Annotated in this window: 21 protein-coding genes; all 21 read right to left on the minus strand. The window is 47.8% G+C overall.

What is annotated here, in order from left to right:
* Window positions 1-13: 13 nt before the first annotated feature.
* The 21 genes from radC to lonB all read right to left on the minus strand — a co-directional run bounded on the left by radC (window position 14) and on the right by lonB (window position 25692).
* Complete coding sequence (gene radC / locus MLD56_RS19555; RefSeq protein WP_025722728.1) at window positions 14-706, minus strand: RadC family protein; 693 nt, start codon at window positions 704-706, stop codon at window positions 14-16.
* A gap of 13 nt (window positions 707-719) precedes the next feature.
* Window positions 720-1328 (minus strand): Maf family protein, encoded by a 609-nt coding sequence (locus MLD56_RS19560; protein ID WP_029518419.1) that lies wholly within the window; start codon window positions 1326-1328, stop codon window positions 720-722.
* A 22-nt stretch (window positions 1329-1350) separates the two neighbouring features.
* Complete coding sequence (locus MLD56_RS19565) at window positions 1351-1593, minus strand: DUF4321 domain-containing protein (RefSeq protein WP_023989955.1); 243 nt, start codon at window positions 1591-1593, stop codon at window positions 1351-1353.
* Window positions 1594-1714: 121 nt separating this feature from the next.
* Complete coding sequence (locus MLD56_RS19570) at window positions 1715-2935, minus strand: SPOR domain-containing protein (RefSeq protein ID WP_029518418.1); 1221 nt, start codon at window positions 2933-2935, stop codon at window positions 1715-1717.
* A gap of 166 nt (window positions 2936-3101) precedes the next feature.
* Window positions 3102-4481, minus strand: coding sequence for a UDP-N-acetylmuramate--L-alanine ligase (gene murC / locus MLD56_RS19575; RefSeq protein ID WP_013311605.1), 1380 nt, complete (start codon window positions 4479-4481; stop codon window positions 3102-3104).
* A gap of 6 nt (window positions 4482-4487) precedes the next feature.
* A complete protein-coding gene (locus MLD56_RS19580) occupies window positions 4488-5864 on the minus strand; it encodes a bifunctional folylpolyglutamate synthase/dihydrofolate synthase (protein ID WP_029518417.1) in 1377 nt (458 codons plus the stop codon).
* Between the two features lie 36 nt (window positions 5865-5900).
* A complete protein-coding gene (locus MLD56_RS19585) occupies window positions 5901-8567 on the minus strand; it encodes a valine--tRNA ligase (protein WP_029518416.1) in 2667 nt (888 codons plus the stop codon).
* Between the two features lie 409 nt (window positions 8568-8976).
* Entirely contained in the window at window positions 8977-10296 is a 1320-nt protein-coding gene (locus MLD56_RS19590) for a LysM peptidoglycan-binding domain-containing protein (protein ID WP_029518415.1), read from the minus strand.
* A gap of 126 nt (window positions 10297-10422) precedes the next feature.
* A complete protein-coding gene (locus MLD56_RS19595) occupies window positions 10423-11337 on the minus strand; it encodes an RluA family pseudouridine synthase (protein ID WP_029518414.1) in 915 nt (304 codons plus the stop codon).
* Entirely contained in the window at window positions 11334-12638 is a 1305-nt protein-coding gene (gene hemL, locus MLD56_RS19600) for a glutamate-1-semialdehyde 2,1-aminomutase (RefSeq protein WP_029518413.1), read from the minus strand. The genes MLD56_RS19595 and hemL overlap by 4 nt, the downstream gene beginning before the upstream one ends.
* A 30-nt stretch (window positions 12639-12668) precedes the next feature.
* Window positions 12669-13667, minus strand: a complete 999-nt coding sequence (gene hemB / locus MLD56_RS19605) for a porphobilinogen synthase (protein WP_029518412.1) — start codon at window positions 13665-13667, stop codon at window positions 12669-12671.
* Window positions 13668-13715: 48 nt separating this feature from the next.
* Window positions 13716-15272, minus strand: coding sequence for a uroporphyrinogen-III C-methyltransferase (gene cobA, locus MLD56_RS19610; protein WP_029518411.1), 1557 nt, complete (start codon window positions 15270-15272; stop codon window positions 13716-13718).
* Window positions 15273-15276: 4 nt separating this feature from the next.
* A complete protein-coding gene (gene hemC / locus MLD56_RS19615; RefSeq protein WP_029518410.1) occupies window positions 15277-16203 on the minus strand; it encodes a hydroxymethylbilane synthase in 927 nt (308 codons plus the stop codon).
* A 1-nt stretch (window position 16204) separates the two neighbouring features.
* On the minus strand, window positions 16205-16852 hold the full coding sequence (locus tag MLD56_RS19620) for a precorrin-2 dehydrogenase/sirohydrochlorin ferrochelatase family protein (protein WP_029518409.1): 648 nt from the start codon (window positions 16850-16852) through the stop codon (window positions 16205-16207).
* A gap of 8 nt (window positions 16853-16860) precedes the next feature.
* The gene (ccsA, locus tag MLD56_RS19625; RefSeq protein ID WP_029518408.1) at window positions 16861-17688 is read right to left on the minus strand and encodes a cytochrome c biogenesis protein CcsA; all 828 of its coding nucleotides are present in this window, start codon (window positions 17686-17688) and stop codon (window positions 16861-16863) included.
* Window positions 17689-17704: 16 nt separating this feature from the next.
* Window positions 17705-19099, minus strand: coding sequence for a glutamyl-tRNA reductase (hemA, locus tag MLD56_RS19630; protein WP_029518407.1), 1395 nt, complete (start codon window positions 19097-19099; stop codon window positions 17705-17707).
* 246 nt (window positions 19100-19345) lie between these two features.
* Complete coding sequence (gene speD, locus MLD56_RS19635; protein WP_025365654.1) at window positions 19346-19744, minus strand: adenosylmethionine decarboxylase; 399 nt, start codon at window positions 19742-19744, stop codon at window positions 19346-19348.
* A 268-nt stretch (window positions 19745-20012) separates the two neighbouring features.
* Complete coding sequence (locus MLD56_RS19640) at window positions 20013-20600, minus strand: hypothetical protein (protein WP_029518406.1); 588 nt, start codon at window positions 20598-20600, stop codon at window positions 20013-20015.
* Between the two features lie 287 nt (window positions 20601-20887).
* On the minus strand, window positions 20888-21499 hold the full coding sequence (gene yihA, locus MLD56_RS19645) for a ribosome biogenesis GTP-binding protein YihA/YsxC (RefSeq protein WP_029518405.1): 612 nt from the start codon (window positions 21497-21499) through the stop codon (window positions 20888-20890).
* Between the two features lie 18 nt (window positions 21500-21517).
* The gene (lon, locus tag MLD56_RS19650; protein ID WP_023989969.1) at window positions 21518-23854 is read right to left on the minus strand and encodes an endopeptidase La; all 2337 of its coding nucleotides are present in this window, start codon (window positions 23852-23854) and stop codon (window positions 21518-21520) included.
* A gap of 110 nt (window positions 23855-23964) precedes the next feature.
* The gene (gene lonB, locus MLD56_RS19655; protein WP_029518404.1) at window positions 23965-25692 is read right to left on the minus strand and encodes an ATP-dependent protease LonB; all 1728 of its coding nucleotides are present in this window, start codon (window positions 25690-25692) and stop codon (window positions 23965-23967) included.
* Window positions 25693-25715 lie beyond the last annotated feature (23 nt).

Here is a 25715-nt window from a genome sequence, read left to right on the forward strand (position 1 = left end):
TTTAAATATTATATTATATCAGACCTTGTTCCTTCAAACTTACAAAGGTCCCGTCCCCGATCACAATATGATCAAGCACGTCGATCCCCACGATGTTCCCCGCTTCCATCAAGCGGCGAGTCAACTGGACATCCTCCGGGCTTGGCTTCGGATCACCGCTCGGATGGTTATGAGCGCAAATTATCGAAGCACTGCTACATTTGATTGCTGCCCGAAATACTTCACGAGGATGCACGATGGCAGAATTCAGGCTACCCATAGATAGTGTTTCCTGAGCAATGACATGATTTTTAGTGTTAAGGAACAAGCATACAAAATGCTCTTTCTGCAAATAACGAAGCTGCTCAAACAGCAGATCTGCCACATCCCGCGGGCAACTAATCACCGGGGTCTCCAAATGGCGAGACAATGCTAATCGACGCCCCAGTTCGATACCCGCTTTTAGCTGTATCGCTTTAGCATCCCCAATGCCCTTAATCTGGGTCAACTCGCTCAAGCTCATATCCACCAGTTGACGCAAATTTCCTGCCTGCTGCAAAATACGCTGCGCTAAATGCACCGAAGACTCATTTTGCGTTCCTGTACGCAGCAATATTGCCAGCAACTCCGCGTTGCTTAAGGCATCCGCCCCATATGTCATCATGCGCTCTCTTGGTCGTTCTTCATGGGGGAGGTCGCGAAGCATCAGTATTGGCGACTCCAGCATATTTTTATCCCCTTTATGGACGCAACACATTTACTCCAAATTCGGACAACATGTCCGACAGTAAGGAAAGCGGCAATCCTACGACGTTAAAATAACAACCCTGAATAGATTCCACCAGCGTAGCACCCATGCCTTGAATGCCATACGCTCCTGCTTTGTCAGACGGTTCACCAGTATTCACGTATGCCACAATTTGCTCTTGACTCAGAGGCTTCATTGTAACCTCCGTTTGGCGATGTCTGACAAGCATTTCGCCGGTTCCGGTATGTATGCAGGCTACCCCGGTGTACACACGGTGTATCCTTCCCTGCAATGCAGTCAGCATGCGAACCGCGTCCGCATGGTCGGCAGGCTTACCCAACACCGAACCATCCAGCACGACAATGGTATCACTGCCAATCACCAGTCTGGCTTCCTTCGACTGAGCGGCGGTGTTCATGACCGCTTCGGCTTTGCGTGCCGCAAGGGTCTCCACGATTTGCTGAGGCGTCCAGCTCTCAGGCGTGCTCTCATCCGCATGACTCGGCACCACCTCAAAGGGGAGTCTCAAAAATGCGAGCAATTCCTTCCTTCTTGGTGAAGTCGATGCCAGAATAATGCGGGGCGTAATTTTCCCGTCCATAAGGGAAGCTCCTTTTCATCAGTTAGAGCCTGCGGTACAGCCAGAACGCGGCAATGATGCCGATCAGACTAAGCAGGCTCAATTCAAAATTTATCGTTATGTTGTAGCTGATAATATCTAGGTCCGCTCTCGGCGACCAAGATATCCTAGTGGGGTGGGTCAGAAAGGAAAGGAATTTGATCGATTGAAGGGCTTTGGCAATCCATGCACCCAAGAGCCAACCGAGCAACAAAAACAGTATAAGCATTCCTACATTTTTTTTCATCCTGATCTTCCCTCGCCATTTTTTGACACCTTCATTATTATACGGTGATTTGTACTGCAATACAAACAGAAATCCGGCATGGGGAACTATTTCCAGTTCCTTGCCGGAAAATATGGTTAGTCTATTGTTTTATGAATTGGATAAATTCCTTCTCAAGCAAAACATATTCCATCATGGAGGACTGAATCTCCCAAATGTGTTCCTTGGCTGTGTTCTTGTTATATTCCCCAATTGCTGAGATCGCGCTGTTCATCGCCTTTTCGAGTGAGGTTGCGGAGACAGCCGCTTCCTTCGGAAGACCGGCGGGAAGGGCAGTGATATTTTGTGTCCACTGCTGATGCAGGTCGTTCAGCTCCTTCATGTCGGAGGCTGGCACCGTATTCGGACCTCCTTCTCCGAGCAAGTTTGAGGAAAGTCCGCTCAACTTACCCACCAATGAGCTACTTAACTGAAAAAAGCTAGTGAGTTTATCACTTTCGCCTCCGTAAGCCGCTTTTTCAAATCCAGGCAATTCAAGCTCACGAACATACAATTCGACTCCTTGTGTTTTCAACTGATTGCTGAGCAACTTGGCTTGCTCCCTATCCGGTGATATTCCTGCATATACCCGGTTTTGGTCCTCGGTATCCCCTCCTGCTGCAATACCTGCCTTTAACAGTTCTTCTTTTGCTTGTAAGGCCCGTTCTGGTGTGCTGAAAACCCCATATTGCAACAAATAGTAGGTTTGAGGTGGTACCTGAGCCTCTATGACAGTGACAGGGACAGAATTCTCTTTTGCAGATATTGCATCCACACCAACAGATTCTTTAAAGACCGGTACAGCCTCCTCTACTGAAGGATCTGATCCCGGAACCATGCCTCCTCCGTTAAACAGTAACAACATAATATATCCAAACATGCCTCCGGTCACCAGTGCGCTGGCTACAGAGCCAACCAGTTTCCATCTAGAAGGGTGGGGCGGACGTCTTCTGTACTCTTGACCAGAATGATAAGCTTCCTCATCCTCTTCCAGGCTATCCGGTAGAACTTCCGCATCTGACCAGGAAGCCGCCGAACGACCAAAGGGGTCATCCCATCCCTCTTGTACTCTTAATGTCGGAGCAAAACGCCGACTTGAAATGCGTTTATTCCGATTCTCAGGTTCTTTGATCTTTGATTCTTGCGTAGTTGCAGTATTTTTCTCCATTCCTCTGTTCCGTTCCGTTTCTTTATGCGGGTTATCAGTTTCACGCTGTTCGTTCGTAATCGACTCGTTTTTGTACGGAAGCACCTGTAGCTTATCCTCCCGGCTTGTCTCCGGCAACTGTTGGTCGAACCGGAATGTCATCTTGGTCTTGTTCATGGATGCACTCCCTCCTTGTCCCATACTTCCTCATAGTCTGTTGTATGAGTCAAGCTAAGAATATATGCCCCAGCATTACAAAAAAGGGTATCCCGAAACACAGTCGTGTTCGGAATACCCTTAAATAATTGTAATTCATTGGTGCAACAGCTCATTATTATACGGTTTACACTTGCTGTCCGCGAAGATGGCGCGCTAACGCGTCACCTGCTTTCCAGATATCTCCCGCTCCCATCGTCAGCACAAGATCACCCGGCTGTAATCGATCTTTCAACTCCTCGATCACAGCTTCTTTGGTTGGCAAGTAGATTGCATTAGCATTGCTGTTTTGGACGATTAAATCCACGAGCTTGGAAGAATGCACGCCTTCAATCTGTTTTTCTCCCGCTGGTGAGTAAATATCGGTAATGATGACTTCACTAGCCTCGCTAAACGCGCGGCTGAACGCATCGAGCAGGAAAAAGGTGCGGCTATAGCGTTGCGGCTGGAATACAGCAATAATACGCTTGCCCGTCGCTCTCGCTGCGCTAATCGTAGCCTCAATCTCTGTTGGGTGATGCGCATAGTCATCAATAATCAGTATGTCATTGCTTTCACCTAGTACTTGAAACCGACGCTTCGCTCCGTGAAATTCCACAATTGTAGCAGCGATTTGATCGAATGGAATCCCTGCTTCCAAACATGAAATTACAGTCGCCATCGCATTATACATGTTATGTTTACCCGGCACTGATAGTTCGATTGTTCCGAGTGCTGTTCCCTTACGGCTCATAGTGAAGCTTAATCGACGGTCACCTAATTGGATATCTGTCGCCATATAATCCGCTTCATGCTCCACTCCATAAGTAATGACCCGAGTCTGGAGTTGAGGCAGCATTTCCCGGATGTTCTGATCATCTGCGCATACAATAGCCGCTCCATCCGGTCGAATTTGACTCAAAAACTGTACATAAGCACTTTTCAGACGATTAAAGTCGCCATCGTAATTTTCCAAATGATCTGCTTCAATATTGGTTACGATGCCTTGCCAAGGATGATATTGCAGGAAAGAACCATCACTCTCATCCGCCTCAGCAACGACAAACTCGCTTTTACCTGCTTTGGCATTCGTCCCCAAATTCGTGATTTCGCCGCCAATAATATACGTTGGATCAACGTTACATCTCTCCATAACCAGAGCGATCATGGAAGAGGTTGTCGTTTTACCGTGCGCACCCGCAACAGCTATTCCCTTACGTTCGTTAAGCAAGCGAGCCAGCATCTGCGAACGGTGCAGAGTTGGAATATTCAATTCCTCCGCTGCCACCCGCTCCACATTGTCACGTGACAATGCTGTTGAATAGACGACGATATCCGCGCCTGCAATATGCTCAGGCGTGTGTCCAATATATATTTTTGCGCCTTTTGCCGCCAGTTTTTCTGTCAGCTCCTGTGATGCCACATCTGAGCCAGTCACGGTATAACCCATCTCCAGCATGACCCGAGCAATCGCGCTCATCCCGTAGCCGCCGATACCGATAAAATGAACATGTTCCGAAGTAATCAACAAATTTCACCAACCTTTTTCCGAATCGGTTTGATACATAAGGGTAGCCCGTACATCCGCAATAAGGTACAGCGTGCCGGACACCACCCCCAGATCTTCCGCTTCCGTATGTGATTGAAACAGGCCAAGAGCCTTTTTCCAGTCACCTTCTACAATTATTTTTAAATCCGTTTTGGCATAAGACGGCCGCAGCTTCTCCACGAGATGAGCCAATTCAGCGGCATTCATTTTGCGCCGAAAATCGGGCTCGGTCAGGATAAGCGTATCCACTAGTGGCAGTATATGCTGCAAGTATGCTTCATGATGCTTGTTTGACAGCATCCCCATCATTAAAACCAATTTTTTGTACGAATACACTTGAGGAAGACTCTTGGCCAGCGTCTGTGCTCCTTCTGGATTATGAGCCCCGTCAAGAACAATTCTCGGTGATGTACTGACTTGTTCGAGACGCCCTGCCCAGGCAGTTTGTCTAAAGCCCTCCAGCAGTTCTGCATCATCCAACACAAAAGCCATATACTGACGTAGGACCTCAAGTGCCATCATAGCTCCTGCCGCATTAGAACATTGGTGCTCGCCTAACAACGTGATGTCAATTTCCATATGTCGGAAGGGCCCCGCGAATGAAAAGGTTTGAGCTGTTTCATCTCCGTTTAGCCGTTCATACGTAAATTGTTCTCCTGCCAGGTACAAGGTAGCTCCTTGCTTTGTCGCCGTTTCACGTATGACCTGAATAGCCTCGGGTTGGGAAACACAACTGACGACAGGTACACCCGGTTTGATGATACCGGCTTTTTCCCTTGCAATCTGTTCGAGCGTATCTCCCAAAATATCCGTATGGTCATAGCCGACATTTGTAATAACCGAGAGGATTGGATTCACGATATTAGTTACATCCATCCTTCCCCCAAGACCTGTCTCCCATACCACAACATCTGGGAAAGATACCGTAGCATAGTATAAAATAGCCAACGCTGTCGATACCTCAAACATTGTAGGTGATCCCAATTCACTATCTGCGATTTCTTTCACCAACGGATACAAGCGATTGGCAAGCAAAACCAGCGTTTCATCGGGAATATCGGTCCCATTGAATTGAAAGCGGTTCGTAAATCGGGTGATGTACGGAGACGTAAAAGTCCCGACATCGTACCCACATTTAAGTAGCACAGAGGTCAGAAAGGCACAAGTCGAGCCTTTACCGTTGGTTCCCGCAATATGCACAAATTTCAGATGTCGTTGCGGATCACCCAATTTACTCATTAGTTGTTCAATTCGTTCCAGTCCAGGTCTGATACCAAACGGAATCAAGCCGTTAATCCATTCCACTGCCTCATCATAGCTTTGTAAAGGAGCCGTATCTCCGCCCCTGATCGTATCTGACATCCTCTTCACCTTCAGGTCATTTTATTGTGAGTGAAATTATCCCTTGAGTTCTTCAATACGTGCGATAACTTTAGCGCGCTTATCTGAGTAATCGGCTTGCTTGGCCTTCTCTTCCTCGATGACTTTAGCTGGTGCCTTCGCCACAAAGCCTTGGTTAGATAACTTTTTCTCCACGCGCTCCACTTCACTGTTCAAATGCTGAAGTTCTTTTTCCAGTCTGCTAATTTCCTGGGCAATATCAAGCAGTCCGGCCAGCGGCAGGTACAACTCTGCGCCGCTAACTATAGATGTCATCGCTTTATCTGGAACGGTGAACTCTAATCCCGCGTCGAATTCAGACGTATTACAGAATCTACGCACATATTCCCCATTGCGGTTAATGATATCGAGAACGGCTTGATCGCCGGGTTTTATGAGCAACTCAATTTTTTTACTCATCGGCACATTGACTTCAGCACGGATATTGCGCACAGCGCGAATTACGTCGATCAGCAAATTCATTTCTGCAACTGCATCCTTATCCTCAAAAGCCGGATCATAAACAGGCCAAGCGGCCAGTGTAATCGTTTCTCCCTCATGTGGAAGATGCTGCCATATTTCCTCAGAGATAAACGGCATGAACGGATGAATCATGCGCAGCGTCCGGTCCAATACATATGCAAGTACGGACTGCGTTTTCTTTTTCGCATCTGCGTTGTCGCCATATAGGGAAAGCTTCGCAAACTCAATGTACCAGTCGCACAAATCATCCCAAATAAAGTTATACAGAAGGCGGCCTGTCTCGCCAAATTCATAAGCATCTATTAGACGCGTGATGTCGCGTGAAGTTTCGTTTAGACGATGCAGAATCCAACGATCAGCGGTGCTCAGGTCACCAGTAATGTCTATATCTGCCGAAGTGACGCCTTCCAGATTCATCAGCGCAAAGCGTGACGCATTCCAGATTTTATTGGCAAAGTTGCGGGCCTGCTCCACCCGCTCCCAGCGGAAACGAAGGTCTTGCCCAGGCGTGCTACTGGTGGAAATCATATAACGCATGGCATCGGTACCATATTGGTCAATCACGTCGAGCGGATCAACACCGTTGCCGAGGGATTTGGACATTTTTCTACCGTCCGCATCACGAACCAACCCGTGCATAAGTACGTCCTTGAACGGAATCTCTTCCGTAAACTCGAGTGCTGTAAAAATCATACGCGATACCCAGAAATAAATAATGTCATAGCCTGTAACCAAGACATTAGTCGGATAGTAGCGTTTGAGGTCCTCTGTCTGCTCAGGCCAGCCCAGTGTCGAAAACGGCCACAAAGCCGAGCTGAACCAAGTATCCAGCACATCCTCATCCTGTTTTAGCTTTCTGCCAGCATACTCAGGCAAAGTTGTAGGGTCCTCCGCCGATACAATCACTTCTCCGGTATCCTCATCGTACCAAGCCGGAATACGGTGTCCCCACCATAATTGACGGGAAATACACCAGTCACGCACATTTTCAATCCAATGCAGATAAGTACGTTCAAAGCGATCCGGTACAAAGTTTACCCCGTTGCCAGCCTTCTGCACTTCAATGGCTTTAGCTGCCAGAGGCTTCATTTCCACAAACCATTGTGTGGACAGATAAGGTTCTACAACTACACCTGTACGCTCGCTGTGGCCTACTTGATGTACGTGCTCTTCAATACGAATCAGTACGCCCTGCTCTTTCAGATCAGCGACGATTTGCTTACGGCAATCGCTACGATCAAGGCCCTGATATTTGCCTGCTTCGGCATTCATCGTTCCCGTTTCGTCCATCACTGTAATTTGTGGCAGCTGGTGACGTTGTCCCATTTCAAAGTCATTCGGGTCGTGAGCCGGTGTAATTTTAACCGCGCCGCTACCGAAATCTTTATCAACATAATCATCCGCAATGACCGGAATTTCCCGTCCGATGATTGGGAGCACAAGCGTTTTGCCGATCATTTGCTTGTAGCGTTCATCTTCCGGGTGTACAGCTACAGCTGTATCGCCCAGCATCGTTTCAGGACGTGTAGTGGCTACCGTAATAAATCCGCTACCGTCTTTCAGTGGATATTGCAGGTGATACAGATTTCCGTTCACCTCTTTGTATTCCACCTCAATGTCCGATAATGCAGTACGTGCAGCAGGGTCCCAGTTTATGATGCGTTTACCGCGATAAATCAGACCCTTCTTGTACAGTTTAACGAATACCTCGCGTACCGCTTGGGACAGTCCCTCATCCAGCGTAAAACGCTCACGAGAATAATCGAGAGAAAAGCCCATCTTTTCCCATTGGTTATGGATATTATCTAGGTAAAGATCCTTCCACTCCCACACTTTCTCCAAAAACTTCTCGCGGCCCAAATCATAACGTGTCAGGCCTTCTTCACGCAGCTTTTGCTCTACCTTTGTTTGGGTAGCAATACCCGCATGGTCTGCCCCTGGCAGCCACAAGGCATCATAGCCCTGCATCCGCTTGGCGCGAATAATAATATCCTGCAAAGTAAAGTCAAGAGCATGTCCAATATGCAACATACCTGTAACATTCGGTGGTGGAATAACGATTGTAAAAGGCTCTGCCTCTGGATGTTGCCCAGCGCGGAAATAGCCCTTCTCCATCCACGTTTTGTACCATTTTTGTTCTGCTGATTTTGGATCGTACGTTGTTGGCATTTCCAAGGTTGTCTTGTTGTCTTGTTCTGACATATCAGGATACCTCCATGATTTTTCAATTGGCAAATAAAAAAAGCCCTTCATCCTCAAAGGACGAAAGGCTGTTCTCTCGCGGTACCACCTTTGTTTCACCCCTAGTGTATGTATCCACTGATCCATTACACATGGTGTGACACTTTATGCAGATAACGGTTGCGGACCGGCCTTATTCTACCGTGAACCTCTTATCTTCCGTAGGAATTAAATGAGGAACCGTTCAAACAGGCGACTCCCGGGTGACTTCGGCCAGTAGCTTCCTGCGGAACCTCACAGCGCTGCAATTCCACTCTCTGAAGGGCTTGCTGCCTACTCTTCCCGATCTCAGTCTTTCAATAACTATACCACATCATACATTTCCCATTGACTATAGTCAACACCCGCTGTGCATTTTTCAGCAACCGGATCAAGGGATGTACAATACCTGTCCTTCTTCCACATGATGCTCCGCCAATCTGTTATACAGTTGAAGCTCACGCGTGCTGAGCTGATAACGGTCAGCTATGGTTTCCAGTGTATCCTCGCGCTGTACTATGCATAACCGCACCTTACGAAAAGGTGTTTCATCTTGTGTATGAAAAAAAAGGTTCTTCCACTTGGCATTCTCCCGCTCTTCTTCGGCTTTCTGATCCTGCGGCTCCTGCTCCAATTGCTGCTGGTATTCCGCTTCTTTCACCGAACGGCTGGATTGGAGCAATGATGAGTAGACAACCGGGTCTGGCTCGTCTGCCTCTTCATCCTTTTTACTGTTAAGCGCCACACGCATCTCTGGCTTATCCTCAGTAAAAGTGTCATGGGCCTCGTGATTCACCTGTTCTGACGCTTCAGGCCTGAAGTCGAAGCTATCTACTTGACTCGCTTCCAACTGTGGCTCCAGATAGACCTCGGACTCCGTAGCAGGATGCGGTTCAGACAGCAAAGGGTCATAATTTACATTAGGAGATGCGGAAGATACTTTGGACTCATTTCCCCCTGCCCATGCTTCCTTTTGCTGAAATCCCCACACTTCCGGAGACCCATGCTCATGTTTGACCTCGGGAGAGTTATCTTCAACTGCTTTGCCCGTCCAAGGCTCATAGAATCGGTTAGGATCTACTGCTGGCTCATAAGCTTGCTGTTCCCCTTGGTCCTCAGACAGCTGTTCCCAGGAAACGGACTCCTGTTGTACTGGCACACTGTAGGAGGTTTCAGGATCTGTAACGTAATCAGAGGTCGAATCATTGGTAGAATCATTGGTAGAATAGGCCTCTGCCTGACGATACTCTTCATCGGCGGAAAGGGATTGAACCGGATGCTCAGGTGCATGCACTACGGTAAATTCCTCATCCAACCAGACCGCCGTCTCTTCCGCGTGCGAGCTTTCCACACCATGCAAAGAAAGAACGCCTGTAATGTTTAGACTACGTAAAGAAAGCAGGTCTACATCAAAATTTTCAATCTCGACAGAGATATCTTCCAATCTCCCTACGCGGTTTAGCGGAATGGTAATTTCCACAGGGATCAAATGATGAAGCTCGCTCGTGAACTGTTCAGGTGTGCGGTACACGCCCTCCAGCAGCAAATGCCCTCGCAAAGCGGCATGGTCGCCGTGGGTTACAACCTGAATGCGTGGCAGAAGCTCGATTTCCTCCAACTCAGCAATCCCGGCAGCTTCCTCCGTCAAATGAATGCGTTCATAAATATCAAAACGCAAGCCTTGCGGCTGATCATTCTGTTGTTTGTTCAAGGATGGCATCCTCCTTTGGGCAGTCTCCGCACATCCTCTGACTTCTGGTCAGGCGCACGGAAACTCCATATTGCAAACCGTTTCTAGGTTCAAGTATATGCGCCAAAATAGAAGGCATGCCATCTTTTATAGCTGTTTGTGCAGCTTTTGAAAATCATCCGGCCAAGCATCCTCAACAGTAATCGTTTCGCCACTCAGCGGATGACAGAAGGTAAGACACTCTCCGTGTAGCGCCTGCCTGCCAAAATCAGTAGCACGCCCCCCGTATAATACATCCCCAAGCAACGGGTAGCCAGCATGACTAAGATGTACGCGAATCTGGTGCGTCCGTCCTGTCTCCAGCGTCAGATATACGAGACTCACTGCACTTGAACCGCTTCCCCATACTTCCCCGAGTTCAATATGGGTAACCGCCTTCTGCCCAGTCGGAGATACACGACGGCGCTGCTTATGATGCCTGTCCTTGCCAATCGGCCAATCCAACGTTCGCAGCGATGGAGGTACTTTCCCTCGTACCAAAGCTACATACCGGCGGTCGATATCCTTAGCTCTCATTTGCTCGTCCAGCTTGAGCAACGCAAACTCATTTTTGGCATATAGCACTGGGCCCGTCGTATCCACATCCAGACGATGTACATGCCGTACCACCGCATGAATGCCATTCATCTCATAGTAGGATGCGACAGCATGATCCAACGTCAGCGGACCATCCTGCACACCACCGTCCGGATGTACTGCCATACCTGCTGCTTTATGTACTACCAGGCAAAAATCATCTTCATACAGTACCTTCAAATCATACCAGCGAGGGGTGATGCCAAGGTTCATTACAGGAAAAAGGGCCAGCCGCAGCCGGTCCCCTGTAAGTTCAATCTCTTTATCATGGCGCAGTCTGCGCCACAGCTTTTCCGGTAATTCCAAACGATTCAGCAACCACTGATCTACAGCATCAGCGCTGTTTTTTTCCCCGTCTGTGATTTCCCGTCCTGGCGTGACTTCCAGCCACGGTCCTCTTCTTTTCCAGCCACCTTGCCAGCTCATAGACGTTTGAGCGCGCGATAGTTCGCCTCAATGGTGGCATCAATATCCTCTACCGTATGCATGCCCGATACAAACATACCCTCAAATTGAGATGGTGCTACACTGACTCCCTCATTCACCATTTCAGTAAAGTAACGACGGAAGTGGTCCTGATTACTCGTTTTAGCTGTATCAAAATTGACAACCTTTTCTTCTGTAAAAAATGGACAAACCATGGAACCCACGCGATTGATCGTGACAGGGATACCTAGCTCGTTCGCATTACGTTCGAATCCGGCTTGAAGTCGTGCTGCCCGCTCTTCCAAGCGATCGTATACTTCTGGCGTCAGCAATTTAAGTGTCGAATAACCTGCTGCCATAGCCAGCGGATTTCCGCTAAGCGTACCCGCTTGATAAATGGGCCCCGATGGAGCAATCCGCTCCAGAATATCACGACGTCCGCCGTAAGCACCTACAGGGAGTCCACCACCAATCACTTTACCCAAACAGGTAAGATCCGGTGTCACACCAAAGCGACCTTGAGCCGAATGAAGTCCAACCCGGAATCCAGTCATCACTTCATCAAAAATCAGCAGACTTCCGTACTGCTGGGTTACCTCACGCAAACCTTCCAAAAATCCAGGCTGTGGCGGTACAACTCCCATATTGCCTGCTACTGGCTCGACAATAATTGCGGCAATCTCTTCGCCAAATTTCTCAAAAGCTAGCTTCACCGAAGCTAGATCATTATAAGGGACAGTGATGGTATGGGTGGCCACAACTTCAGGCACACCGGGACTATCGGGCAAGCCTAATGTGGCAACACCAGAGCCTGCTTTAATCAGCAAGCTGTCCGCATGACCGTGATATGATCCCTCAAATTTAAGAATTTTACTACGGCTCGTAAATCCGCGTGCGAGTCGAATCGCACTCATAGTCGCCTCAGTACCGGAGTTAACCATACGTACAATGTCCATAGAAGGAACACGCTCACATACGAGCTTGGCCATTTCGGTTTCTGCCAACGTTGGTGCGCCGAAGCTGGTTCCTTTTACAACAGCAGCCTGTAAAGCTTTAACCACTTCGGGATGTGCATGGCCCATAATAAGCGGTCCCCATGAACATACATAGTCTAAATAGGATTGACCATCAATATCATATACGCGCGATCCTTCGCCATGGTCGATATACACAGGTGTAATCCCAACAGATTTAAAAGCCCGTACCGGGCTGTTTACGCCACCCGGAATGTATTGTTTTGCCTCATCAAAGGCTACTTTGGAGTTCGTATCCTTGCGCACTGTTCGTTGTTCGTCGATCATTCTGACCACTCCTATCTTCTGAAAATAGACTTATTGCTTCAACCATCTTGCCGCATCCTTGGCCGAATAGGTAATAATCATATCTGCACCCGCACGCTTCATACTTGTCAAAATCTCTAGCACCATTGCTTTTTCATCAATCCAGCCTTGAAGAGCCGCTGCCTTGACCATGGCATATTCACCACTAACGTTGTAAGCCACCATAGGCAGATCAAATTGATCCTTAATCGTGCGCATTACGTCAAGATAAGAAAGGGAAGGCTTCACCATCAGCATATCTGCCCCCTCCAGCACATCAGATTCTGCTTCTCGCAATGCTTCACGTGCATTAGCAGGATCCATCTGATAGGATTTGCGGTCACCAAACTGCGGCGCAGAATCTGCAGCCTCCCGGAAAGGACCGTAAAAAGCAGACGCATATTTGACGGAATACGACATAATTGGAATATGTGAAAAGCCTTCTAGATCCAACCCCTGCCGAATCGCCTGTACAAAACCGTCCATCATATTAGATGGCGCGATAATATCTGCACCAGCTCTGGCCTGAGATACAGCTGTACGTACCAGCACCTCCAGAGATTCATCATTCAATACCTCACCGCATACCTCACCATCATGCTCATGCATGTGCACCATACCGCAGTGTCCATGGTCCGTAAACTCACACAAACAAGTGTCAGCCACAACCAGCAGTTCGGGATAACGCGACTTGATCAGACGAGTAGCTTCCTGAACAATACCATCGTCCACAAAAGCCGAAGTCCCTACGCTGTCTTTGGTTTCTGGGATGCCAAATAGGAGCACAGCGGGAATGCCGAGCTCACTAATCTCTTTCAGTTCTTCCTCCAGCCGATCCAGAGAAAAACGGTATACACCTGGCATAGAGCTAATTTCCTGTTTCACCCCAGTGCCAAATGTTACGTAGATCGGTTGGATAAAATCAGCGGGATTCAATACGGTCTCACGCACCATACTGCGGATTGCAGCCGACTGGCGCAAACGGCGATGTCTGGTAAAAGGAATACTCATGATTACAAACCTCCATTTTTTATACATTCATTAGTAAAAACAAAAAAATTATAATGTCATAACAGTACTTGAACGTTTCCACTCACACAACGATTGGATCAGACTTTCAATGGTCGCCTTCTCTGACATAAAACTTACAGTCAAGCCGGCTTGGGTAGCTGTCTCACCGGTCAAAGGACCTATCACAGCAATCGTAACTCCCTCCAGCAGCGACACCGGATTATGGATCCCCATTTGTCTGAGGGCTTCTAAGAAAAAGGTTACAGTTGAGGAACTGGTAAACGTAATCGCATGAATGGCACGCTCCTCAAGCAGCTTGAGAAGTTCATCATCCTGTGTGTTGGCTGCTAGCACCGTTTGATACAAATCAGCCTCGGTCACATGAAGTCCCATCTCCCTCAGCTTTTCTGGCAGCCACGGCCGAGCTAGATCACCTCTTGGGAGAAATACGTTCTGCCCTGCCTGCAAATCCTGCTCAAATCCTTCGAGCAAGCCCTCTGCCTGAAATGGGCCCTCGATCTGTTCTGCCACAATTCCGTGTGTCCGAAGCGCGGCTGCTGTAGCCGGTCCGACTGCGGCAATACGCGCTTTGAACAGCATACGTACGTCCTTGCCCTGTTCCTTTAAGTGCGTGAAAAAGTATTCCACTCCATTAACGCTGGTAAAAAACACCCAATCATATTCTGGCAGTCGCGCAAATGCCTCTTTAATTTCCTGTTTGGTTGGCTCGTCCGAAGGGGCGACCGTCTGAATAACTGGAAATTCATAAGGCTCGCCACCAAGCTCTTCTATCCGATGGACCAGACTGCTGGCCTGCGCACGCGCGCGAGTAACCAAAATTCGCTTGCCAAACAAAGGCATGTCCTCAGCCCATTTTAACTGTTCACGTTGATTGACCACTTCTCCAACAACGATGACGGCGGGAGGCTGAAAATTCGCAGCCTTCACCTTAGCTTCAATATCCGCAAGCGTACCCACCAGCGTATCCTGCTCGGCACGGGTTCCCCAGCGGATCAAGGCAACAGGAGTATTTGATGGCTTGCCGTGTTTTATCAGCTGTTCACTGATATAGCCAATCTTTGCTACACCCATCATAAAGATCAGTGTGCCCGTTGCGTTCGTCACTTTATCCCAATGAATACTTTTGTCGAGTTTATCCGGACTTTCATGACCTGTAATGATAGATAGCGATGAGGCCATATCCCGGTGTGTGACTGGAATCCCCGCATAGGCGGGCACACTGATTGCTGATGTGATGCCGGGTATAATTTCATAGGAAATACCATGTTTACGCAGTAGCCCGGCTTCCTCGCCGACTCGTCCAAATATAGTAGGGTCTCCCCCTTTAAGACGAACAACTGTTTTTCCTTCCAAGGCCAAATCCACCAACAGCTGATTAATTTCCTCTTGCTTCATAGTGTGACGATCTGGCAACTTTCCAACATATATTTTTTGGGCCCCTGGCTTCATCAATCCCAAGAGGCGCGGGCTTGCCAGTCTGTCGTACACAATGACATCGCCCAATTGAATGCATTCCCAACCCTTGACCGTAATTAATCTTGCGTCTCCGGGTCCTGCACCTACCAAATATACTTTTCCTGCCATGCTATCATCCCCTCACCTGCGCCAGAATCTGTTCTGCTCCTTTGGCTATCAAACTGGCCGCCACCGCTTCTCCCAGCTTTTGCGGATCATTTCCCTGGAGCGTTTCCTTCAAAATAACCTCGCCATCTGGCGAGCCTACCATGCCCGTAAGGCTGATTTCTTGACCAGCCCAGACGGCATGAGCCCCGATCGGCACTTGGCACCCCCCATTTAACACGCCCAAAAAGGTTCGTTCTGCCGCAACGGTAGCCGAGGTATCCCGGTCGTTGTAAAGGCGCAGCAAGGCCAATAGCTCTTCATCACTCGCGCGACATTCAATACCCAGCGCTCCCTGCCCAACCGCCGGCAAACAGTCTTCTTCCGGTATATAGGATGTAATTCGATCTTTCCAGCCCATCCGATGCAAACCTGCTGCCGCCAAAATGATAGCGTCAAAACCTTCCGTCTCCAGCTTTTTCAGACGGGAATCAATATTCCCACGCACAGGCTCCAATTGTAGATCAGGTCGCATGGACTTGATTTGACTGGCTCTGCGCAGGCTACTCGTGCCCACCTTTGCCCCTTGAGGCAATTCCTCCAGGCTCTCGGCGCCCAATGTGATCAGGCAATCACGTGGATCCTCACGACGCGGTACAGCGCCGTTGACAAGCCCTTCCGGCAATTCGGAAGGCATATCCTTCATACTATGTACTGCCATATCAATCTCACCAGCCAGCATGGCCTGTTCAATCTCTTTGACAAAAAGCCCTTTGCCACCCACTTTGGACAAGGTTACATCCAATATTCGATCACCCTTGGTCAGGATTTTCTTTACGACAAATTGCAAATCCATTCCATGCTCCGCGCATAGCGCGTTCAAATCTTCAATGACATGCCCGGTCTGAGTTAACGCCAGCGCACTCTGTCTGCTGCCTACCACAATTGTTCGCATGTTATTCCTCCTGATTTTGCGCAATCCACAGGTCTATTTGTTGTTCGGTCCAAGCCATAAATTCATGACGGCGTATATGATCCAAAATTCCGCTACTCGCCAAGCGCCTCAGTAGTTTAGTCCTTTGCTGTGGGGAACTTATCTTACGTTTGATGATCTGTCGCATATCGTGCATGAAATCCAGATATGGCTCGTATTCGCTACCAAACAACGTATCCAAGGCTGATGTAATATCAGCGGTCACAGCGGGGCCTGCCCCTTCTGTAGAGATACTAATCGTCAGTCTCCCTCGTCGGATGATGCCCGGCGTTATAAAATCTCCCTCTTCCGAGCGATCCGCCACATTTACCAGTATACCCCTTTGTCTGGCCTCATGCGCAACCTTATTATTCACTTCTCTCTGGTTCGTAGCGGCATATACAAGAAAGGCTCCCTGGAGGTCACCCTCGCGATATACGCGATTTACCCAGTGGAGCTGCTTGTGATCGGCCAGGACCTGTAAATCCGGCGTTATATTCGGGCTAATGAGGGTAATGGACGCCCCACTTTTCATCATCCCCTTAACCTTTCGTTCCGCAATCCTGCCGCCGCCTACAATACAACAGATCTTATTGTTACAATTCAACGAAATCGGGACAAAATGCTGCAAATGGCTTTTCACTCTCCCGTCCACTGATGAAATACAGACCAGGAATTCAGCAAAAAATTAAGAATCAATAGCGTGTAGCCCACCAATGCCCACTTTGCCATCACAAGCCCTGAACGCTGATTCAATCTTTTGCTCACTAAAAATATAATATACACACACAGGGCAATCGCTGTCATCAGCACCTTGGTATCTAGCAAGAGAAGCCAGCGTTCCTCAGCAATAATAGAAATAACGGCAACTACAATAGAGACTCCCAGCAAAGGAGTACCAATCAACAGCGCCATATGCGTATACCGATCCATCATTTCCAGACTCGGCAGGCGTCTGATCGTGTCATTCCATTTCTTTACTTTCAATTTACGATGCAAAAACAGATATAACCCCGAAAATACAGCTGCTACCGTCATCGCTACAAAACCAAGATTAGCCAGCGCAATATGAATCAGGAGCAGCCCATGCACGGTATGCCAATTTCCAAGTGGATTGTCGAGAGGCTCCATCCATATATTGTTGAGCACCAGCACTGCAAAACTAATAATATTAAGCAGCAATACCGCAAATTCGGAACGCTGATAACGTGTCAAAATCAAAGAAATCAGCACTAAAATAACTGAAAACAGAAATAGAAAATCGTAGGTCACGAAAATAGGAAGGTGCCCTTCATTCCAGGTTCTTATCCCCATATAAGCAAGCTGGAGCACCAGAACGACAACAAGAAGCCCTGTACCTGTCCGTTTAGCATTCGCATTGCGACGAATCCCATCCGAGAATACAAACAGAAGGCTCAGGGCAAAAACATAAATCATTGAATCATATATAAGCATGCCTGAAGCCACGTCTGTTCACCCACTTTTACAGGCTGGCCGGCGCAAACGACGCTGGCAAAGCCTGAGCCTGAACGGTTTTTTCATGAACACCGGCTTCCGGTTTTATTAACGCAGATGCATCGCTTTTATCTACTTTCTGAGCGGCGTCATCCAAACGATCCTCCAGAGCAAAAATGTGGCTAAACATGTCCAGGGCCTCATTCCCCTGTTTTTGGACAGCCAGTTCCTTTACCCGATTGATCGGATCATGCATCATCTGGTTCAGCATGCTCTTCGTCAAACGGCTAATCACTTTGCGTTGCCGTTCATCCAGCTCGGGAAGCTTATTGAACAAGCTTTCCAACGTATCCTGATGTACAGACTCCGCTTTTTCCTGTAATGCACGAATCACCGGACGCACTCCCATCGTTTTCAACCATTGATAAAACTCGCTAAGCTCATCTTCGATCATATGCTCGATTTTTGTAGCTTCGGTACGGCGCATTTCCAAATTGCTCTCCACGATCCCTTCCAGATCATCAATATCGTACAGGAAAACATTCTGTAATTCACCAATAGCCGGGTCGAGATCACGCGGAACCGCAATATCAATCATAAACAAAGGACGGGACTGTCGACGTTTCATACTTGCTTCAACCCGAGTCCGATCCAGAATATACCCCTGGGCACCTGTCGAGCTAATAACAATATCCACGTCCGCCAACCGATTCATGCCTTCCTCCATCGTAACCGGCGTTCCATGGAACTTGGAGGCAAGGTCTTCCGCACGGGACAAGGTTCGGTTGGCTACAATAACCTCGGCTGCTCCGCCGCTGTACAAATGCTTAACCGTAAGTTCACTCATTTTACCAGCACCGAGAATCAGTACCTTTTTATCGGTAAACATCCCGAAAATCCGTTTGCCTAGCTCAACTGCTGCATAGCTGACAGATACGGCACTTTCTCCAATAGATGTCTCTGAATGGGCACGCTTGCCCAATGTGACGGCCTGCTTAAACAACATATTAAACCACGTTGCCGTAATTTTCTGGGATTGAGCCTGAAGAAAAGCGTTCTTTACCTGTCCCAAAATTTGTGTTTCTCCGATTACCATAGAATCAAGACCACAAGTCACACGGAACAAATGCCGAATCGCCTGCTCGTCCTCATATATATATAAATGTTGTGTAAATTGATCACGCGGAATGCCAAACCATTGCTCCATAAAACTGCGTATAAAATAGCCGCACATGTGAAGGCGGTCCACTACAACATATATTTCAGTCCGATTGCAGGTTGCGACAACTACGCCCTCCAACACACTTTTGGTAAGTTTGAGTTGCTCCAGCGCTTTTGGCAAATCTTGTTCTGCAAATGTAAAACGCTCTCTGACTTCCACAGGCGCCGTACGATAATTCAACCCAACAACGACGATGTGCATTGCAAATTCACCTGCCTAAACTGTAATAAGAATAACCACTGTTATCATAAACTATGTTAATTATATCACAGAAGTCCGAATCTCCTCCGGCTGTTTTATGAATTGTTTATGAAAATTGAATAGCTTTCATGAAACCAGCACGTTCTGTATGATTTGATTTAGTGTAGACCACTTTTAAAACAAATAACCATGGAAATGTTCCATGGCTATAATATAGGACGCACAAATGGCTCCATAAAAAACGATTTACACTAACTCAGCCAGCTTGCACTCTGGTGATTCCACCTGAAGTTCTCCCAAGCCGCGAATCAGCTTTTTCGCATATGTTTTTTTCGGTTTTAGAACGGATACCAGGTAATCAATAGCCAGCTGCGGATCGACAGTCTCACCGCAAGTATAACAATCAATAGCAGCAAACCCTCTCTCAGGATACGTATGAATAGAGAGATGACTCTCCGACAACAGTACAAGCACGGTAGCTCCCTGTGGTTCGAACTGCTTGGATTGAACGGACATCACCGTTGCTCCGCAAGCTTCAGCTGCTTCAACTAATTGAGCCTCCAAAAACTGCGCATCATTCAGTAATTCAAACTCAACACCCCAAGTATCTACGGCAACGTGTCTTCCGAAAGTTGAGTACTCCAATTCCATCTTTCGGTTCCCCCTTCCTAGGAATAAAATGTTTGGAAAAATTTCATCCGCTAGGACCTACGTCATTCACTTCCCGAGGGAATAACCTCTCGCAACATTCAATGTCCTGAGTGAATCCTGGTTCCTATATTTCATTTTCAACGAGATTAAAAATAACATCTATGTGCAGCAAATGCAATCATTTTTTCGGAATAAAAAAGCCTATTTCGGTAAAGAAAGGGACTACACGGCATAACGATTCATTCCATATATTCATGCCTTATTAAGCTTCCAGTGCAAATAATTTTGAGCAACTCATTCGAAGCTTGTGGTCAATCTGTTCCAACTCCGAGAAAGTACGCGCCAAATTCCGCTGGTCAAGCAACGAATTAATGAGATGATATACGTCAGATATTTCATTTTCGACGTTCTGATGCTGAAAAAGCTGTTGCAATTCCTGCACCGTATTTTTATATTCGAATACCAGCCTGGAGCCTCCGGCATTCTTCTCCATAATTTTACGAACCGTACCTTCATTATAAAAATACACCATAGTGAATCCTTGATACATTCGGTAAACGATGCCTTCGCCCTTAAAACGAACAAAAAGTTTGCGTATAAACAGGGTTAGTTGCGGATGAATTAAGCGACAAGTCAATTCACACACAAACGCTCCCTCTTTGGCTTCAAAAAACAAATGAACTTCCTCACCCGCACTATGCTCCAGAACGATTTCCTGTCTTCCGTTATCTAGAACTTTAATATAGTAATGCACCTGGGGATCATCCACTGCCCGCAAAAATTCGTCCATTTGGGTTTCCGACAAGGTCAAAGTGGTTTTAACATACTCTGTGGCTAACCGCTGAGCCATACCCATCTCCTCAATTCTTTCCTGAACCTATAAGTTTAAGCTTTAAATTTATTATACATCAGACCTAAAGTGCTTTTCTTGCACATCAAATCATAAATTCCCGCCATACATCGGAAATAAACGCAAAATGATGGGGTTGAGACTGCATTATCCCCCATATACTCACTTTTCGGCTTAAAATCCACGAGTTCTTTTTGTTATTATATATTATTCCCACCTATTTAGTAAGTTTATTTTTTTGAAGCCCGAACCATGAAAAAAGGACGTCCTCAAGGACGTCCCTAGCCTTACAATTCCGTCTGCTCTTCTTCGTCATTCTCTATATAGCTGGAGATGACAGACCACAGCTCTTCCTTGCCCATACCTTCTTCGGATGAAAAGGGGATAAACAATCCCCCGGGAAGTATTCCGAGTTCCTGCTTGATTACCTTGTAATGCTTTTCTCGCCGCGTTTTAGGGATTTTATCTGCCTTCGTGCCTACAACACATACGGGAAGCCCGTTATGACGTAGCCAATCATACATCATGATATCGTCCTTGGACGGCGGATGGCGCAAATCTACCATTTGAAGCACCAGTTTGAGTGGCTCACGCTCCAGCAAATAAGACTCAATCATCTGCCCCCAAGCCTTGCGGGACGTTTTGGATACCTTGGCGTAACCGTAACCGGGAAAATCGACAAAATAGAGATCATCATTAATCCGGTAATAATTGAGTTGCTGGGTTTTACCTGGCGTAGAACTGGTACGCGCCAAATTTTTACGGTTAATCAACCGATTAATCAATGAAGACTTTCCTACATTGGAGCGCCCCGCCAGAGCAATCTCTGGCAAAGCGTCCACAGGAAACTGATCGGGACCAACCGCACTTATTATAAATTCTGCTTTTGTTACTTTCATTGTGTCCTTAATTCCTCTCTAATGTACCCTTGCCTGCTCAACCAAAGCATGCTTTAGCACCTGATCCATATGGGCAACGGGGACAAATTCAACATCCTGCCGGATACTGTCGGGAATATCCTTTAAATCCCGTTCATTATCTTTGGGAAGCAGAATTTTTTTGTAGCCTGCCCGGTGGGCAGCCAGCGACTTCTCTTTTAAACCACCAATCGGCAATACACGGCCGCGCAGAGTAATTTCGCCCGTCATAGCCACATCCTTGGATACATGACGGTTGGTCAAAGCTGAAATTAACGCGGTAGCAATAGTAATTCCCGCAGATGGACCATCCTTCGGAATCGCACCCTCAGGAATATGAATGTGGATATCATTTTTCTCATAAAAGTCTAGTTCAATGCCCAGATCAACTGCTTTGGAACGGGTGTAGCTGAATGCCGCCTGTGCAGATTCCTTCATAACGTCTCCCAGTTTACCCGTAAGAATCAGTTTACCACTACCAGGTACGACCGTCACTTCAATCATCAGTGTTTCACCACCGACCTCTGTCCATGCCAAGCCTGTAACCGTACCGATCTGATCCTCCAGTTCTGCAACACCGTAACGGAATTTAGCGATACCCAGATAATCCTTCAGATTATCCGGTGTGATTTGAATTGGTCCTTCGCCACCAGATACAACGGACTTCGCCGCCTTGCGGCACAGAGAAGCCATTTGCTGCTCAAGATTCCGCACACCAGATTCACGCGTATATTCGCGAATGACACGCAGTAGCGTATCCTCCCCGATAACCAGTTGTTCCTCGTCCAAGCCATGCTCTCTCTTCTGCTTGGGCAATAGGTACCGATTGGCGATTTCCAGCTTCTCCAGTTCGGTGTAGCCAGGAATATAGAGCGTCTCCATGCGGTCCATTAGCGGACGCGGGATGTTGTGTGCAGCATTGGCTGTCGTTACAAACATCACATTGGACAGGTCAAACGGCAGCTCAACAAAATGGTCACTGAACGTATTGTTTTGTTCAGGATCAAGCACTTCGAGCAATGCCGCCGATGGATCTCCTCGAAAATCGGAAGCCATTTTATCAATCTCATCCAGCAAAAATACTGGATTAGACGTTCCTGCGGTCTTCATCCCCTGAATGATCCGCCCTGGCATCGCACCAACATAAGTCCGACGGTGACCACGGATTTCCGCTTCATCCCGCACACCTCCGAGAGAGATGCGGACAAATTCCCGACCCATGGATTTGGCAATCGAACGGGCCAACGAGGTCTTGCCGACCCCTGGCGGACCCACGAGACACAGAATCGGTCCCTTAATGGTCTTCACCAGCTTGCGTACAGCCAAATACTCCAATACACGCTCCTTGGGTTTATCCAATCCGTAGTGGTCGTTATTAAGTACCTCTTCAGCTTTGACGATATCCAGATCATCATCGGTAAACTTGTTCCATGGCAAGCTTAACAACCAATCCACATAATTACGGATGACGCCACCCTCGGCAGAGCTTGCCGGCATTTTTTCCAGACGATCGATTTCCTTTTCGACCTTCTCCTTCACCGGAACAGGCAACTCTAGTTCACTTAGCTGGTTGCGCAGTTCTTCAACTTCTCCCGCGCGACCTTCCTTCTCGCCAAGTTCCTTCTGAATTGCCTTCATTTGTTCACGCAGATAATACTCCTTCTGCGTCTTTTCCATCTGCTTCTTCACACGCTGGTTGATTTTACGTTCCAGCTCCAGTACTTCACGCTCATTGTTCAAAATATCCAGAAGCTTCTCCAGACGCTGAGTAACGTCGATCGTCTCCAGTATATCCTGCTTTTCCTTAATTTTGAGCGTCAAATGACTTGTGATTACGTCTGCTAGCCGTCCCGGCTCCTCAATATCCGATACCGCAGCGAGAGTCTCCGGTGTTACCTTTTTGGACAAGTTGATATAATGCTCGAACTGAGTTAATACAGTGCGCATTAGCGCATCCGTCTCAGGCTGTACGTTTTCTGCCTCGTGCAGCTCCTTCGCCATTACCTCGTAATATTCTTCATTGTCCGTATATTGAATAATCTCGGCCCGTTCCAGCCCTTCCACCAATACTCGAATGGTTCCATTAGGAAGTTTGAGCATCTGGCGTACCTTGGCTACCGTGCCGACTCGAAAGATGTCCTCTTGTGTAGGTTCTTCAATATTTACTTCTGATTGAGAACACAGGAGAATCAAATTGTCTTCAACCATCGCTTTTTCCAAAGCCTTGACCGATTTTTCCCGGCCCACATCGAGATGCAGAACCATACTCGGGTAGACCAGAAGCCCTCTTAAAGGCAGCAAAGGAAAACGACGACCTTTTGTCTTGGTGGGTCCCATCGCTTTCGCACCTCCAGTGATTCTCAGGTTCCGGATTTTACAATCCTCAAGTTGTTATCTTTCATATTTTATCAAATGTTTTATGAAAAAACCAATGAAAGGGTGGTTCATCAGCAAGATCCTGTATCTGATATCGTCCCGTTATGCGTTCCATCAGCCTGTAACAAGGAAGATTGGGATGGGCGAAAAGTCTCAATTGGCGCATGTACAGGCGAATCCGACGTTATCTCTTCCCCGAACACATGTCGGAACACTTCGGTAACCGACTGTACGGGAATCACTTTTAAACCCTCAATGCTGTCAAAAAGAGCTTGCCAGTTGTCCTGCGGAATGATCACTTTTTTGGCTCCTGCCTGAAAAGCGGCTTCAACCTTGGCTAATACACCACCAATCGGTTTGACACGACCATGGATGCTAATTTCGCCAGTCATTGCAATTTCATGATCCACCGGAATTCCCCGCATCGCGGAAGCAATGGCTGTTGCCATCGCAATTCCTGCGGACGGGCCATCTACCGGCGTACCCCCAGGGAAATTGATATGCAAATCGTAATTCGACGGAGACAATCCGAGCGTACGCAAAACAGTTAGAACATTTTCTACAGAACCTTTAGCCATGCTCTTACGGCGCAGTGTACGGGACCCGCCTCCGATTTCTTCCTCATCCACAACCCCCGTAATATTATAGCTGCCCTTTCCCTCAGGAACCGGAACTGCTGTAACTTCAATTTCAAGCAGCATCCCCATGTTCGGGCCATATACAGCTAATCCGTTAACGAATCCGATTTGCGGCAAGCCTGGTATTTTTCGGTCAGGACGCGGTTGAATTTGACTACTGCCCGCTACCCATTCGACGTCGGAAGCATTGAGACATTCCCTTTTCTCGGTAAGTGCCAAACCAGCAGCCAGCTGGATCATATTGACCGCCTCCCGACCGTTCGTTGCGTAACGCTGTACAACTTCTACCGCCTCAGGACAAGGGCCAAAGCCTAGCTTGTGGACGGCATCCTCTGCAATACGAGCAATCTCCTGTGGCTGCAAGGCACGGAAATAAATCTCCATGCACCGGGAGCGAATCGCAGGTGGCAGTTCATGCGGCGAACGGGTCGTCGCACCCACCAAACGAAAATCGGCTGGCAAACCGTTTTGGAAAATATCGTGGATATAAGCAGGAGTATTCGAATCTTCCGAGTTGTAATACGCACTCTCCAAAAATACCTTGCGATCCTCCAGTACTTTCAAGAGTTTATTCATCTGCGTTGGATGCAGCTCACCAATCTCATCAATGAACAGCATCCCCCCATGCGCCTTCGTCACAGCTCCGGGTTTAGGTTGTGGGATACCCGCTACCCCCATCGCTCCTGCCCCTTGATAGATTGGATCATGCACTGAACCTATCAGCGGGTCCGCAATACCGCGCTCATCAAAGCGGGCCGTCGTAGCATCAATCTCCGTGAATTTGGCATCTCCCTTGAACGGAGAGGACAGATTCTTCTTAGCCTCTTCCAGCACAACGCGTGCAGCAGCTGTCTTCCCTACACCCGGCGGGCCATAAATAATGACATGCTGCGGATTCGCACTACATAACGCAGCCTTGAGCGCGCGCAGTCCATCCTTCTGACCCACGATATCCTGTAATGTGGCAGGACGTGTGCGTTCAGCCAACGGCTTGGTAAGTGAAATAGAACGCAATTTGCGTAGCTTATCCAATTCCTTGCGGGATTCCCGATCTACCGCACTACGGTTCGTTTTCTGGCTCCGCAGGAGGTTCCAGAAATACAGACCAATAACAATCCCGAAAAACATTTGCACCAATAACAAAATCATAGTCAAGTCCATCGTATTTCCTCCGTTTCTCATCT

Origin of the sequence: Paenibacillus peoriae (genome assembly GCF_022531965.1) — a bacterium.
In the GTDB taxonomy this organism is placed as follows: Bacteria; Bacillota; Bacilli; order Paenibacillales; family Paenibacillaceae; genus Paenibacillus; species Paenibacillus polymyxa_D.

What these genes read in the sequence shown, in the direction of transcription:
- radC (WP_025722728.1), bottom strand. Translation starts at nt 706, where the DNA reads ATGCTGGAGTCGCCAATACTGATGCTTCGCGACCTCCCCCATGAAGAA.
- MLD56_RS19560 (WP_029518419.1), bottom strand. Translation starts at nt 1,328, where the DNA reads ATGGACGGGAAAATTACGCCCCGCATTATTCTGGCATCGACTTCACCA.
- MLD56_RS19565 (WP_023989955.1), bottom strand. Translation starts at nt 1,593, where the DNA reads ATGAAAAAAAATGTAGGAATGCTTATACTGTTTTTGTTGCTCGGTTGG.
- MLD56_RS19570 (WP_029518418.1), bottom strand. Translation starts at nt 2,935, where the DNA reads ATGAACAAGACCAAGATGACATTCCGGTTCGACCAACAGTTGCCGGAG.
- MLD56_RS19580 (WP_029518417.1), bottom strand. Translation starts at nt 5,864, where the DNA reads ATGTCAGATACGATCAGGGGCGGAGATACGGCTCCTTTACAAAGCTAT.
- MLD56_RS19585 (WP_029518416.1), bottom strand. Translation starts at nt 8,567, where the DNA reads ATGTCAGAACAAGACAACAAGACAACCTTGGAAATGCCAACAACGTAC.
- MLD56_RS19595 (WP_029518414.1), bottom strand. Translation starts at nt 11,337, where the DNA reads ATGAGCTGGCAAGGTGGCTGGAAAAGAAGAGGACCGTGGCTGGAAGTC.
- hemL (WP_029518413.1), bottom strand. Translation starts at nt 12,638, where the DNA reads ATGATCGACGAACAACGAACAGTGCGCAAGGATACGAACTCCAAAGTA.
- hemB (WP_029518412.1), bottom strand. Translation starts at nt 13,667, where the DNA reads ATGAGTATTCCTTTTACCAGACATCGCCGTTTGCGCCAGTCGGCTGCA.
- cobA (WP_029518411.1), bottom strand. Translation starts at nt 15,272, where the DNA reads ATGGCAGGAAAAGTATATTTGGTAGGTGCAGGACCCGGAGACGCAAGA.
- hemC (WP_029518410.1), bottom strand. Translation starts at nt 16,203, where the DNA reads ATGCGAACAATTGTGGTAGGCAGCAGACAGAGTGCGCTGGCGTTAACT.
- hemA (WP_029518407.1), bottom strand. Translation starts at nt 19,099, where the DNA reads ATGCACATCGTCGTTGTTGGGTTGAATTATCGTACGGCGCCTGTGGAA.
- MLD56_RS19640 (WP_029518406.1), bottom strand. Translation starts at nt 20,600, where the DNA reads ATGGCTCAGCGGTTAGCCACAGAGTATGTTAAAACCACTTTGACCTTG.
- yihA (WP_029518405.1), bottom strand. Translation starts at nt 21,499, where the DNA reads ATGAAAGTAACAAAAGCAGAATTTATAATAAGTGCGGTTGGTCCCGAT.
- lon (WP_023989969.1), bottom strand. Translation starts at nt 23,854, where the DNA reads ATGGGACCCACCAAGACAAAAGGTCGTCGTTTTCCTTTGCTGCCTTTA.
- lonB (WP_029518404.1), bottom strand. Translation starts at nt 25,692, where the DNA reads ATGGACTTGACTATGATTTTGTTATTGGTGCAAATGTTTTTCGGGATT.